Source organism: bacterium, assembly GCA_037143175.1.
Classification (GTDB): Bacteria; Verrucomicrobiota; Kiritimatiellia; order CAIKKV01; family CAITUY01; genus JAABPW01.
In genome coordinates this window covers 49,682-63,655 of record JBAWZF010000003.1, presented here as the reverse complement: position 1 = coordinate 63,655, position 13,974 = coordinate 49,682, and the positions used below count along the sequence as shown (strand labels likewise).

General features: G+C 53.0%; 13 protein-coding genes. 6 read left to right on the top strand and 7 right to left on the bottom strand.

Translation table 11 applies throughout. The annotated features are described in order from the left end of the window. Nucleotides 1-38: 38 nt before the first annotated feature. Both dnaN and dnaA read right to left on the bottom strand, forming a co-directional pair. Nucleotides 39-1,133, bottom strand: coding sequence for a DNA polymerase III subunit beta (gene dnaN / locus WCI03_02035; GenBank protein MEI8138629.1), 1,095 nt, complete (start codon nt 1,131-1,133; stop codon nt 39-41). A gap of 249 nt (nt 1,134-1,382) precedes the next feature. Then, nucleotides 1,383-2,819, bottom strand: coding sequence for a chromosomal replication initiator protein DnaA (gene dnaA / locus WCI03_02030; GenBank protein ID MEI8138628.1), 1,437 nt, complete (start codon nt 2,817-2,819; stop codon nt 1,383-1,385). A gap of 492 nt (nt 2,820-3,311) precedes the next feature. Between dnaA and WCI03_02025 the strand changes: the two genes are divergently transcribed. Continuing rightward, a complete protein-coding gene (locus WCI03_02025; GenBank protein MEI8138627.1) occupies nt 3,312-3,860 on the top strand; it encodes a Spy/CpxP family protein refolding chaperone in 549 nt (182 codons plus the stop codon). A gap of 82 nt (nt 3,861-3,942) precedes the next feature. On the opposite strand, the gene ppdK is transcribed toward WCI03_02025, so the two are convergent. Then, complete coding sequence (gene ppdK, locus WCI03_02020; GenBank protein ID MEI8138626.1) at nt 3,943-6,663, bottom strand: pyruvate, phosphate dikinase; 2,721 nt, start codon at nt 6,661-6,663, stop codon at nt 3,943-3,945. A 301-nt stretch (nt 6,664-6,964) separates the two neighbouring features. Here ppdK and tkt point away from each other — a divergent pair, with 301 nt between their 5' ends. Genes tkt through WCI03_01995 form a run of 5 tightly spaced genes read left to right on the top strand, consistent with a single transcriptional unit; the run spans nt 6,965 to nt 11,862 of the window. Then, the gene (gene tkt / locus WCI03_02015) at nt 6,965-8,953 is read left to right on the top strand and encodes a transketolase (protein ID MEI8138625.1); all 1,989 of its coding nucleotides are present in this window, start codon (nt 6,965-6,967) and stop codon (nt 8,951-8,953) included. Nucleotides 8,954-8,999: 46 nt separating this feature from the next. Continuing rightward, complete coding sequence (locus tag WCI03_02010; protein MEI8138624.1) at nt 9,000-9,212, top strand: stability determinant; 213 nt, start codon at nt 9,000-9,002, stop codon at nt 9,210-9,212. Continuing rightward, on the top strand, nt 9,190-9,468 hold the full coding sequence (locus tag WCI03_02005; GenBank protein ID MEI8138623.1) for a type II toxin-antitoxin system RelE/ParE family toxin: 279 nt from the start codon (nt 9,190-9,192) through the stop codon (nt 9,466-9,468). Before WCI03_02010 ends, WCI03_02005 begins: the two co-directional genes overlap by 23 nt. A gap of 9 nt (nt 9,469-9,477) precedes the next feature. Beyond that, entirely contained in the window at nt 9,478-10,752 is a 1,275-nt protein-coding gene (murA, locus tag WCI03_02000) for a UDP-N-acetylglucosamine 1-carboxyvinyltransferase (protein MEI8138622.1), read from the top strand. Nucleotides 10,753-10,761: 9 nt separating this feature from the next. After that, nucleotides 10,762-11,862, top strand: a complete 1,101-nt coding sequence (locus WCI03_01995) for a DUF2786 domain-containing protein (GenBank protein MEI8138621.1) — start codon at nt 10,762-10,764, stop codon at nt 11,860-11,862. A gap of 99 nt (nt 11,863-11,961) precedes the next feature. Here WCI03_01995 and folK read toward each other — a convergent pair whose 3' ends face one another. From folK to WCI03_01975, 4 genes are all read right to left on the bottom strand, one after another. Next, nucleotides 11,962-12,468: a 2-amino-4-hydroxy-6-hydroxymethyldihydropteridine diphosphokinase gene (folK, locus tag WCI03_01990; protein ID MEI8138620.1), complete on the bottom strand. Its 507-nt coding sequence runs from the start codon at nt 12,466-12,468 to the stop codon at nt 11,962-11,964. Between the two features lie 101 nt (nt 12,469-12,569). Continuing rightward, complete coding sequence (gene dapB, locus WCI03_01985; GenBank protein ID MEI8138619.1) at nt 12,570-13,373, bottom strand: 4-hydroxy-tetrahydrodipicolinate reductase; 804 nt, start codon at nt 13,371-13,373, stop codon at nt 12,570-12,572. A gap of 75 nt (nt 13,374-13,448) precedes the next feature. Further along, nucleotides 13,449-13,724, bottom strand: a complete 276-nt coding sequence (locus WCI03_01980; GenBank protein MEI8138618.1) for a plasmid stabilization protein — start codon at nt 13,722-13,724, stop codon at nt 13,449-13,451. Further along, a complete protein-coding gene (locus WCI03_01975; protein ID MEI8138617.1) occupies nt 13,714-13,971 on the bottom strand; it encodes a type II toxin-antitoxin system prevent-host-death family antitoxin in 258 nt (85 codons plus the stop codon). Before WCI03_01975 ends, WCI03_01980 begins: the two co-directional genes overlap by 11 nt. Between the last annotated feature and the right edge of the window lie 3 nt (nt 13,972-13,974).

Below are 13,974 nucleotides of genomic sequence, written 5' to 3'. Positions count from 1 at the left end.
CCCCTAATAACCGATACCCATTAACGAATAACCCTGAATTACGAAATGCGCATCGGCATCAAGACGTAAATAAACGGCACATCGCATTTGATCACGCCGGGGCTGAGTTCGTCCGTCAATTCCACATAGATCTCATCGTTAGCAATGTTCCGAAGAGGCTCCATGATGTAATCAGGGTTGAAGGCAACCTGGATATCCCGGGCACTATATTTGATGGCCACCGATTCATGGGCTTCACCCACATCCGGCGAAGAAGCGCTTATTTTGAGCTTATTTTTACCGAAGGTAAGCTTGATTGAACTCGATTTATCGCTGGTTAACAACGCCACACGTTTGAGCGCGGTCAAAAACACTTCGCGATCCACGGCTATACGCTGTTCACATTGACCCGGAATGACTTGTCTAAAATTCGGATACGTTCCCTCGATCAGCTTGGTGGTCAGGGTCACATCATCAAATTCAAAACTGGCCTGATTTTTACCAATGAATATCTTGACCATTCCCTCATCCTTCAAAATCCGGATCAGCTCATTCACGGCCTTGGTAGGCACAATGGCTTCACATTCAGATTCTTTCGGAAATTCAATTTCATTTTCGGTCAACGCAAGCCGGCGCCCGTCAGTAGCGACGAGGGTAAGCTTATTACCTTTAAAACTCATCAATGTTCCATTCAAAATGAAACGCGTTTCGTCCGTTGAGGCGGCATAGAATGTCTTCTGCAGCATTTGCTTCAATGCTTTCTGATCCACCGAAAAGGTATGTCCACCTTCACTGGGGGGGATGGCGGGAAATTCATCATCCGGAAGGCCGTTAATTTTAAAGAATGCCGAGCCACAGGTGATGGAGGCCGCATTTTTATCATCCACTTCGATTTCAATATTATCGGCAGGAAGCTCCCGGATAATGCTGAACAATCGTCGGGCGGGGATCGTTGTCGCCCCTGCTTTTCCAATTTTGGCATCCACTGCGCAACGCATGGTCACATCCATGTCCGTTGTGGTAAGCCAGAGTTTGTCATTCTTGGCTTCCAGCAACACATTGGAGAGTACAGGTAGGGTGGGACGTACATTGACCACGCCATGAACCATTTGAAGTCCCGACATGACGGCATCTTTGGCAATAACAAGTTTCATTTATCCTCCGAGTTCAAACTATCAACAATTGAAGAATATTATTCTTTATATAAACTATTAAATATCACCCGTATTATACCCTGTTCACAACATCAACAACCTCAAAAAGACCTGAAACCACCACAAAAACAGGGGCCAAATCGCTGATGCTCCCTGTTAATGACACCCCTTGATTGGGTGTGAGCAACGTGTGATAACATGCTTTGAGCCAGTTACCAACACTATTTGTTATGGTTATGAACAAAGTTGTCAACTCTTCTTCTCCAGCAACCGGCTGAGGTGGGAAACATTCTGACGAAGGTCAGAATCGGTTTCCATTTTACGAGCGACTTCCCGATAAGCATGGAGAATCGTAGCGTGTGTTTTGCCAAACGCTCCAGCTATTTCGGGGAGTGAGGAAGGGGTAAGTGACCGGCAGAGGTACATCGCGATCTGGCGGGGCATTGTGATGGCCGCCGGGCGCCGCTTGCTGGTCATATCTACCAGGCGGATGTCATAGTGATCGGCTACAGCCTTCATGATGTGCTCAAAGGTGAGATCTTCCTGTTTCTCCTGATCAATGGTATCGCGCAGGAGTGTTTCAAGATCCTGAATTGTAAGAGCACGGTTCATTAATGAGGCGTATGAGGTGGCCCGGATGAGGGCACCTTCAAGCCGCCGGATATTGGAACGTATCGTTTTGGCAATGAACAGAATAATTTCATCAGAATGCTTATATCCACACTGGGCCTGCTTATTGCGAAGAATCGCAATACGAGTTTCAAGATCCGGGGGCTGAAGTTCGGTCACCAAACCCCATTCAAATCTGGTCACCAGGCGCTGTTCAAGACCCTGAATTTCACTGGCGGGTCGATCGCTGGTCAGAACAATCTGCTTGTGAGCATCAAAAAGAGCATTGAACGTGTGAAAAAATTCTTCCTGCATACGTTCCTTGCCAGCCAGGAAATGAATATCATCGATCAGCAGGAGATCCATGCTGCGGTATTTTTTGCGAAACTGAACCAGGGTTTTATTTTGAAGCCCCTCAATGTATTCATTGGTGAAGCTCTCGGAGGACAAGTAGGCGATTTTCGCGTTGGAGTTTTTCAAAACATAATGCCCAATAGCTTGCATCAGATGGGTCTTGCCGAGTCCGGAGCCACCATAGATGAAGAGCGGATTGTAAGCGCGGGCTGGAGACTGGGCAACGGCCAGGGCGGCCGCATGACCAAAATTATTTGAAGAGCCCACCACAAAGGCATCAAAGGTGAAATTGGCGTTGAAAACCGGCGCACCGGGCTGACGAACACCGCTTTGTCGACGTGATGCCGCTACGGGCTCAGCCGCGGGAGCCGTGACCGGGGCTTCTGGTTCCAGCATTCGTTTGGCCACCTGAAAGACAATCTCATAAGATTCACCTGTCACGGATGAAACCGCAGACTTAATCAGATGAAGATAATTTTCTTCAAGCCAGGTCTGGTAGAAATTATTACCCACCCGCAATGTTAAAGTTTGGCCTTCAAGGCTGCCTGGCTCAATTACAGCGATCCAACGCGAATAAATATCGGGATGTAGCAGCTTGCTCAGATGATCACAAGCCTCACTCCACATAACAGACGCATTATTTCCTGACACGGCAATTCCCTCTCTGGCATCCTCCTCGGATGAAGTGATGCCCGTTTTCCGTAAAGCACATGAAAATTTCACAATCGCCAAATAAAGTGCGGATTTTTACGACTTATTAACAAGTTATTAACAGGCAGATGCTTGACTTATCTTGTACCCGCTTACGCAGGACAATAGGAGAGATAATCGAGGCAGGCAAGGTGTTTTATTGATATTGCGCGAAATATTTTTTACCTACGACAGGTTGACTTAAATTAACTATACTCCACAACAGGTTGTGATGTGGCCGCAATTCTAAATAAATGAATTTGGCGCGTAAAAAATTGAAACCTGTCAGTTAAAAATGGAGAAAAACGGTCTCGTAATGTGTAACCTATTTGTTTTGAATAGCATACGGATGCGAAGAAGTTAACAAGCAACTTGCGAATCGCAAAAAAACCTTAAAAATCGCGTATTTTTAGAGACTTTTCGTCAAACAGTAATGATAAGCGAATAAAGAATGCAATAAGTGGAGTAGTATTTCCGTTCTGTGAAGAAGGATAGGGAAGAAATAACAAACGAAAGGATTGGCGGATGAAAAATCTTGGAATCGTGGTGGGGTGTGTAGTGGGCATGACGATGATCGCAACCGCGAATGAACCCGTTGGGCAGGGGGCACGGCCAACACCGCCGATGCGGCAAGCCAGGGGCGAAATGCGAGATGGGGGCGATATGTTGATGTGGATGCGCCCGGTGGTGATGAAGCAGTTGGAACTGACTAGTGAGCAGCAGAGTCAAATAGCTGCCGTGGTTAATGCGGCAACCAATGAAATAAGCTCATTGCGCACGAAGATGCAGGCCCTCGCCAAAAAGCAGGCGGAATTAATGGGTGCCGAACCTATTGATGAAAATGCGGTTTTGCAATTAGCCGATGAAATCGGGAAAGTTCGATCGGATATGGCCAAAGTGCAGATTAAGCAGATGTTGGTAGCCCGTAAAATTCTGACGGCTGAACAGAGGCTCAAGATGCGTGAAATGATGAAGAACTATATGGATAAAAGTGAAGGCCGACGGCCCGGCGGTAAAATGCTGAAGGGTGAAAACAAGCCCGGAGAAGGTTCCGCACCAGCTAAAGCGGAATAATAATCAAGTTGTTTTGGGATAAAAAAACGCCCCGGAGTTTCCTCCGGGGCGTTGTCTTTTCAGACATGCATATCAAGGGCGGTTAGCCCCTGAGCGCCGCGTGCGCGGCAGCCAAGCGGGCGATCGGCACCCGATACGGACTGCAGCTCACATAGTTCAAGCCGGTTTTGAAGCAGAACTTAACTGATTCCGGATCGCCACCCTGCTCACCGCAGATACCGACCTTCAGATTCTTCTTGGTCTGACGGCCCTTTTCTACCGACATCTTGATCAACTGGCCCACGCCATCCTGATCAATGGTCTGGAAGGGATCAGCTGCAACGACCTTCTGTTCCAGGTATTCGCCCATGAACCCGCCGATATCATCACGGCTGAATCCGAACGTCATCTGGGTCAGGTCATTGGTTCCGAACGAGAAGAAGTCGGCTTCCTGCGCCATGCGGTCGGCAAGGAGTGCCGCACGCGGAATCTCGATCATCGTCCCGAATAAATAGGGGATGGAGTCGATTTTCTTGCGTGCGATCACATCTTCGTAGACTGCCGTGACGATGGCCTTCTGATGCTTCAGCTCGTTGAGGTCGCAGGTGACCGGGATCATGATCTCGGGCTGGCACTTCTTCCCGCTCTTGATCAGTTCCGCCGCCGCCTCGAAGATGGCCCGGATCTGCATCTCAGTGATTTCCGGGTAGGTGATGCCTAACCGCACACCACGGTGACCCATCATCGGGTTGGATTCATGAAGCGCATCGCCGCGGGCTTTGACTTCCTTGGGCGAAATGCCGAGGCTGGCTGCCAATTCCTTCTGCTTGGCCGCGCTCTGGGGCACGAATTCATGCAGGGGCGGGTCCAACAGCCGAACGGTGACCGGCAGGCCGTCCATGGCCGCCAGGGTTGCCTTGATGTCGCTCTTCACAAAGCGGAAGAGCTTCTTCAGGACCGACACGCGCTCTTCGGCAGACTTGCTCAGGATCATCTTCCGGAGCAGGAAGAGAGGCTCATCGCACCCCTTACCGTAGAACATGTGCTCGGTACGGAACAGTCCGATTCCCTCAGCCCCGAAGGCGCGCGCCTTGCGGGCATCCTCGGCGGTTTCCACGTTGGCACGCACACCCATTGTGCGGAACTTGTCAACCAGTTGCATGAACTTCTGGAAGCGGGGATTCTCGGAGTTATCGACCAGCGCCACCTTGCCGCTGAAAACGGTGCCACGGCTGCCATTCAAGGTCACCATTGCGCCCTCTTTCAATACGACGGTGCCAACGGTGAGTTTCTTGGCATGCACATCCACATGCAGACCGCTTGCGCCGACGATGCAGCACTTGCCCCAACCGCGGGCAACCAAGGCCGCATGACTGGTCATACCGCCGCGGGCGGTCAGAATGCCCATGGCCGCGCGCATTCCCTCGACGTCCTCGGGATTGGTCTCTTCGCGAACCAGGATTACCGTCTTGCCCGCCTTTGCCCACTTCACTGCATCAGTGGAAGTGAACACGATCTGGCCGCAGGCGCCACCGGGACCCGCAGGCAGACCCTTGCAGAGGGCCTTGAGGACCGCTTCAGCCTTGGGGTCTACCACAGGGTGCAGGAGCTCATCCAACTGTTGGGGCTCCAGGCGCAGGACGGCGGTTTTCTCGTCGATCAGTTTTTCCGCGAGCATATCCATGGCCATGTTCAGTGCGGCGGTACCGGTGCGCTTGCCGTTACGGCACTGCAGCATGAACAATTTACCTTCCTGGATGGTGAATTCGATGTCCTGCATATCCTTGTAATGCTTCTCAAGCGTTTCGCGGATCTTGCAAAGCTGCTTGTAGATGGCCGGCATCTGGTCTTCAAGGGAGAGCAGGTGCTTGTTCTGGTCATTCTTGGTGTCGTTATTCAGCGGGCTGGGAGTACGGGTTCCGGCCACGACGTCTTCGCCTTGGGCGTTGATCAGCCATTCGCCGTAGAACTTATTCTCGCCAGTGGCGGGATTACGGGTGAATGCCACTCCGGTGGCGGACGTGTCGCCCATGTTACCGAAGACCATGGCCTGGACGTTGACGGCGGTACCCCATTCGTCTGGAATGCCTTCGATACGGCGGTAAGAGATGGCGCGTTTGCCGTTCCAGCTCTTGAACACAGCACCAACGCCGCCCCACATCTGATCCATCGGATCATCCGGGAACGCCTTGCCCAGCACCTTTTTGACGCGTTCTTTGAACTTCTCGCACAACCCCTTCAGGTCTTCGGTGGTCATGTCGGTGTCGGATTTATATCCCTTTTTGGACTTGAGCTCGTGCATGATGCCTTCCAGCTGCATGCGGATGCCTTTGCCCTCGGCGGGTTCAACGCCTTCAGACTTCTCCATCACCACATCCGAGTACATCATGATCAGGCGGCGATAGGAGTCGTACACAAAACGCTCATTACCGGTTTTGGCGACCAGACCGGGAATGGTCTTGGTGCAAAGCCCAACGTTCAAAACGGTTTCCATCATGCCGGGCATGGATTTGCGGGCACCTGAACGGCAGGACAGTAGCAGGGGATCCTTGGCATCACCGAACTTCATGCCCATTTCAGTCTCCACCTGGCGCAGGGCCACTTCCACCTCGGTGGTCAGGCTCTTGGGGAAACAGGATTTGTTCGCAAAGAAATCAACACAACATTCGGTGGACACGGTAAAGCCCGCAGGAACGGGAAGACCGAGAATACACATTTCCGCAAGGTTCGCACCTTTGCCGCCCAATAGGTTTTTATCACTGGCTCCGCCCTCGGTTTTACCGCGGCCGAAACTATACACATACTTTTTACTCGTCGCTGCCATACCCAATTACTCCTCTTTATTTTGACTCGCGTCGCAACCCGCGCCGCGAAACTAATCCTCTGCTGAAAAAAATAGATCTATCCTGATAATTCAATTGCAGTACCCCCGCAAACCAAACCTTCGGCAAAGTTCGGCCACGAAATTAATATCGTGACAGGTGTTCGCCGGATGCCTGCGGAATTGCAGACTGGACAACCGAACGTGAATCGCTACCATTAACCGTCGCAATATAAGGAAGGTAAAGATTCTCCGCAAGGGGTTTCTTGCAGATTTTTGAATAAAACTGAAAGGAAGTTGTTCTGTGAGCAAAATTATTGATGTAGTGGCTAATACGATTCGCGGTCTTGCGATGGATGGTGTGCAAAAAGCAAATTCGGGGCATCCCGGAATGCCCATGGGTATGGCCGATGTTGCGGCCGTCCTGTTTTTGAATCATCTGAATCATTGTCCGTCTCGCCCCGATTGGGCGAATCGTGATCGTTTTGTATTGTCCGGCGGCCATGGCTCCATGCTGCTTTATAGCATGCTCAATTTAACCGGATATGACCTGCCTCTCAGTGAGCTTGCCCAATTCCGGCAGTGGGGCAGCAAGACGCCCGGTCATCCAGAGTTTGGCCATACCCTCGGGGTAGAAGCCACTACGGGGCCCCTGGGTCAGGGCTGTGGGATGGCCACCGGTATGGCGCTGGCGGAGCGCATGATGGCCGCCCGCTTTAATTCCGGCGTGTTTACCCCGGTCGATCACCATACCTATGTGTTCTGCGGTGATGGCGACCTCATGGAGGGGGTCTCGCATGAAGCCTTCTCGCTCGCTGGCCATCTGGGGTTGAATAAACTGGTGGTGTTCTATGATAGCAACCGCATCACGATCGAAGGTGGTACCTCGTTGAGCTACAGTGACGATGTGCGCAAGCGTTTTGTGGGTTATAAATGGAATGTGCTTGAGATAGACGGCCATAATGTGGACGCGATCGATAAGGCCATCGTGACCGCCAAGGCTGAGAAAGAGCGGCCCACCCTGATCATCACCAACACCCATATTGCCCACGGATCACCGAATCTGCATGATTCCCATAAGGCGCATGGCGAACCCTTGGGAGCGGCGGAAGTCAAAGCAACGAAGAAGGCGCTGGGCTTGCCGGAAGACCAGGATTTCTATGTTTCGGAGCAGGTGCGCGAAGTGTTTGCTGTCCGCGCCCGGGAGTTGGAGGCCAAAGTGGTGGCGTGGGAAGCCAATTACAAGAAGTATGCCGCGACCTATCCAGATCTGGCCAAAACCTGGCAGGACTGCGCTAAACAGGAATTGCCGGCCGATCTCGAAAAAGCGATGCCGGTTTTTGAAAAGGCGGAGGCAACCCGCGTTTCCTCAGGTAAGGTGATGCAGGTTCTGGCCAAGTCCCTGCCCTGGTTCGTGGGGGGCGCGGCGGATCTGGCGCCAAGTACCAAGACCTTCCTGGATGGGCTTGGCTCGGTATTGCCCGGTAAGTTTGATGGACGCAATCTGCATTTCGGGGTACGTGAACTGGGAATGTCGGCGGTGTTGAACGGCATGCAGTTGCATGGTGGCTTCCGGGTGTTTGGAGCCACGTTCTTTGTTTTCTCCGATTACTGCCGGCCCACCATCCGGGTCGCAGCATTGATGAGCCTTCCCACGATCTATGTGTTCACGCACGACAGTTTCTATGTGGGTGAAGATGGCCCGACGCACGAGCCTATTGAACAAATCGCCAGCTACCGGTGCATGCCGAACGTTTCGGTGATCCGGCCTGCCGATCCCACCGAAACGGTTTCTGCCTGGATCGCGGCACTCAAAAATCAGTCCGGCCCTACACTCCTGTTGTTGACCCGTCAGAATCTGCCGGTGATTGATCGCAAGGTCTATCCCGCGGCCTCGAATCTTGAGAAGGGCGCCTATGTTCTGTGGCAAAGTGGTTCGGGAACACCTGACCTGATTCTCATTGGGACGGGCTCCGAGGTCAGCCTAGCGCTGGATGCGGCGAAGGAATTGGTCAAGGAAGGCAAGAATGTGCGCGTAGTGAGTATGCCCTCCTGGGATCTCTTTGAAAAGCAGAGCGCGGAGTATCGGGCACAAGTGCTGCCGATGGATTGCAAGAAACGCCTGGCGATTGAAGCCGGCAGCTCCATGGGGTGGGCAAAATATGTTGGATGCAAAGGCCGCACGTTGACTATCGATCATTTTGGCGCTTCGGCTCCCGCCGGAGTCCTGGCTGATAAATTCGGCTTTACCACAGCCAATGTGGTGAAGTTGGCAAAAGAGGTTTTGGGGTGATCCGGTTTTATTTGCTCTTTGCCGATGCTAGCTCTATCATACGCTCATGAAGGTTGCTTTATCACCTATTGAATCACAATTCGCCACGACTGACGAAGCTGAGGCTTATGAGCAGTGGTTTTGTGCAAAAGTCCAAACGTCATTGCGGTTAGCTGATAAACCTGATTCAATCCGTATACCCCATGATGAAGTAATGGCGAAGGCTCGCGCCCGAATAGAAACAAGGATTAAGGATAATGCAGCACGTCGTCTGGCTTGAAACGGCAAGCCAAGATTTATCCGAAATCCTTGGTTACATAGAGGAACGCAATGTGCTTGCAGCCTTAAATTTGCAAGAATCAATCGAGTGCGCCGTTTCTCAATTACCTTTTCATCCTTACCTCTATAGACTTGGTCGCGTCTCGGGTACCCGGGAGCTGGTCGTACACCCAAATTATCTGGTGATATATCGCGTTTGCGTTTCCTCCATTGAGATCATCAACATCTTACACTCCAGGCAGCAATATCCAGATTGAACACCACCTATGGCACGCTTCATCATTCATGGCGGGAAACGGCTCTCAGGAACATATGTTCCAAGCGGCAACAAGAATGCCGTTCTGCCGATGCTGGCGGCCTGCGTTTTGACGGAAAAGCCGGTGACTCTGGAAAACGTTCCGCTGATCGAGGACGTGCATACCATGCTCGAACTCCTGTCGGGTTTGGGCGTGGAGATTGGGGTTAAGGACCACACGGTCACGCTTTGCGCCAAAGGGTTGCGACGCAGCAAACTGGATCCTGTTTTATGTCGCAAGGTGCGGTCTTCCATTCTGCTTGCCGGCCCGATGGCGGCCCGTCTCGGCAAGGTCACGCTCTCTCCGCCCGGCGGGGATGTGATCGGGCGACGCCGGCTCGACACCCATTTTCAAGGGTTGCAGGCTTTGGGAATTGAAGTGGAAGGCGGCCAAAATTTCGTTTTCCGCCGGAAACGACTCGAGGGTGCGACCATGGTCCTCGACGAAGCCAGCGTAACGGCCACGGAAAATGTCCTGATGGCTTCAACTCTGGCCCGCGGGGAGACGACCATTTTCAATGCTGCCTGCGAGCCCCATGTGACGGATTTGGCCATACTGCTCAACAAGATGGGCGCCCAGATCTCCGGCATTGGCACCAATCGTCTGGTGATCAAGGGGGTAGAGACTCTAGGGGGCGCGACGCACAGAGTTCAACCCGACTACATTGAGATTGGTAGTTTTGTCGCCGCCGCTTCCGCAACGGGAGGCGACTTGCGTGTGACGGGCGTGGAACCGGAGCCGATGATGATTATCGGTAAAACGTTCCAGAAGCTGGGAATCAAAATTCAAATGGATGGAACCACGGTGTTGCTGCCGCCCCGTAGATCGTTACGGGTTACCCGGGATTTTGGCGGTGCCATTCCGAAGATCGAAGACGGGCCCTGGCCGAGTTTCCCTTCGGACTTGATGAGTGTCTCCCTGGTGGCGGCAACGCAGACGAAGGGTACGGTCTTGTTTTTTGAAAAGATGTTCGAAAGCCGGATGTATTTTGTGGACTACCTGATCGGCATGGGCGCGGGCGTGGTGGTGTGTGATCCGCACCGGGTGCTGGTAACGGGCCCTTCCCGTCTGCATGGCACCAACATGGCCAGTCCTGATATCCGTGCCGGTATGGCGCTTCTGATCGCCGCCCTCTGTGCCAAAGGGGAGAGCGTCATCCATAACGCCCAGACCATTGATCGCGGTTATGAGCGCGTGGAAGAACGCCTTCGCGTTCTCGGGGCCGACATCGTGCGGGAAAACTGAAACGAGACCATGTTTGACATTCACCAGGAACTGGAACGGCGCATTCTTCATGGACTGATCTGTGAGTGGAAGAATGCCGTGGGTTTTCTGTCACCCACGCTCAGGAGCCGACTGACACTCCCCGCCTTCGAGCTACGCGACTTCGAGAAGCGCTGGGCCGAATGGCATCGCGAACGACGCCTCATCGCTTTCAGCCGCAAATTAGTCCTGAACCATCGCTGGATGACTGTTCGCGAAGTGCTGCTCCACGAGTTGGCCCACCAGTTGACGGATGAGGTTCTCGGAGGAACCGACCAGCCGCATGGCGTACGGTTCCAGGAGGCCTGTCGCCTGCTGAATGCGGATCCACGTGCGGCCGGCGACTTCCCCTCGCTCTACGAAACAATCAATACAAGTGGGCTTGATGATAACGACCGGATCCTGCTGCGCGTGAAGAAACTGCTGGCTTTGTCGGAAAGCGCGAACCGGCACGAGGCCGAATTGGCCATGACGAAAGTCCATGAGACGATTGCCCGCTACAACATTGACCTGCTCTCCAGTCCGACAGGCCGGGCATACTGCAGTCTGTGTCTCGGCGAACCGCAATTACGGCAGTCGGCCGACGAATATGCCTTGAGTCGGTTACTACAGGACTACTATTTCGTTGAGGCTGTGTGGATATGCGCCTATGTAGTCGACAAAGAACGCATGGGCCGGATCCTCGAGATCAGCGGCACCACGGAGAATGTCAAGATGGCCGGCTATGTGTATGATTTTCTCAAAAGGACCATCAAGGACCAGTGGCGGGTTTTCAGGAAGGGGCGCGCCGGGACACCGGGCAGCAAGGTTGATTTTGCACTTGGTCTATTGAGTGGTTTCTCAGAGAAGCTGAAGACACAGGATCATAATCTCGAGAAGGATAGTCCCGCGACGTATGCGCTGATGAAGCGGGATGATGTTCAACTCACAACTTATTTGCGGACCCGGCATCCCCGGCTCCGGAAGATGTCCGGCTCCGGCCGCAGTATCGACGAACACGTCCACCGTGCCGGCCAGAAGGTGGGCCGCAATACCATCCTCACCAAACCCATCGAACACGGAACCGCCCGCCGCCGTTTCTTGTTGGGGTAAACGCAGGAACCACTTGGAGAAGGGCGAGGTTCGTCCGAGCCGTTGGTTGTGCCGGAATCAGAACAGCCGGAAGCACGGCCAGAGCGGGAGGGCCAGTAACTACCACTGGTGTTCGGCTCGGAATAGGGTGATGCATGTTGGGGGGAGACTCTTGAGAATTTCGGAAACCTGGCGGGATTCGCCTGGCAGCTTGAGAAAGGGTCTTACATCCGCCAGGGGCTGGACCACAAACCGGCGCTGGGCCCAGCGGGGGTGGGGGAGATCAAGGATGCCATCCGCTCGCGTGATGTTGCCTGCATAAAGTACATCAATATCAATCACCCGTGGCGCGTTCCGATCTTCCGTGCGAACCCGCCCCATGTCGGTCTCGATTTTATGAATGGCCTCTGAGAACGCTGAAAGATCCATGTCAGTCTCGATGATGACGACGGTGTTGAGGTATTGCAGGGTCTTGTATTCCGGCTTCACGTCCTCCGGTGCCGTTTCATAAATCGGCGCCTTGGCAAGAACCTGGACGCCAGGGAGCACGTCAATACGATTGGTTGCCTCCCGCAAATTTTCAAGTCGATGATCCAGATTGGATCCCAAGCTTAATCCGATTTCCATAAGAGCACTCCGTGGTAAAGTTGTTGAGTTGTCCGGTTGTTGAGTTGTTGAGTGGAATTTATCCCCAGCAACTTAACAACCCAACAACTTGACAACTGATTTCAGCGCAAGCCTAACACGTCCTGCATGTCGTAGAGGCCGGGTTTCTGAGTGACGAGCCAACTTCCGGCGTGGAGTGCGCCTTTGGCGAAAGCGTCCCGGCTGGTGGCGCGATGACTGATCTCAATGCGTTCCCCTTCTGTGGCAAAGAGGACGGTATGATCCCCGATGATATCTGCCGCCCGCAGGGCATGGATTCCAATCTGACCCTTAGGCCGTTCCGAACCCAGCCCCTCGCGACCATAGATGGCGACATCCCTGAAATTCTGATTCCGGCCATGGGCAACCTTCTCTCCGAGCCGCAGTGCCGTTCCGCTGGGCGCATCTTTTTTGAAACGGTGATGGGCCTCGGTAATCTCAACGTCGTAGTCCAAGCCTAGCGCCTTGCCCGCCTGTTCTACCAGGGCGAACAGGAGATTAACGCCGAGGCTCATGTTGGGGGCTGAGACGATGGGAATGACCTTGGTCGCCTGATCTACGACGGCGCGTTCGTCGGGATTCAGTCCCGTTGTGCCAATGACTACGGCTTTCTTGTATTCGACCGCATACTTGAGGGTCACGGGGACATTTTCGTGGAAGCTGAAATCAATGAGAACATCAGCAGCTTTGACTGCGGCGGCGATATCGCTGGAAATAAGCAAACCACTTTCGCCAACTCCGGCGATCAGGCCGATATCCTTACCGCACAATGGACAGGACGCCGATTCAACGGCCGCCACCAGTTGAAGCTGTGGCATCAATTTTGAACACCGCGCCAAAGCCTGCCCCATCCGTCCCGCTGCACCGACAATCGCTACTTTAATCATAATAGTACTCTCCGAATTAGATGAGGGTGAGAATAGGACGTATCGGCGGTGTCGTCAACGAAACAGGAAATCCAATCAGTATACTTCGTCATGTGTCCCTATGTTTACAGGGATGATGGTCTTCCCCTCGACAAGGAATTCGATTGTAATACGATAGGAAATGTTGATCGAAACGGAGTGGAGATCTTCGAGCGGGCCCTTGAGTTTGTGGAGGCGAAGGGAAGGATGGAACGGGTCAAGTTCCATTAACTCCAGAGTTTTCTCGTACTGTTTTAGCAGTGCGGGATGCTTGCGGATAAACTTTGCGGCACGTCGGGTATAACTATGCGTGAAAACAAGATTATAGTTCATCCTGAATCCGTTGAATGTGCCCCTTGATCGTGGTGTCAGCAATACGCCCGGCATGATAGTCGGCACGCGCTTCACGTACGGCTCCTGAAAGCTCCAATTCGCGTAGGGCGTCATATTTTTCGACGGTCATCACTACATAGCGGCTTTTGCCGTGAACGGTGATAATGGCCTCGCCATCCTGACGCAAAACAGACGGAAAGGCCGAGACACCTCTACGTTTAAGATCAGCAGCAGTTAAAGTACTCATATG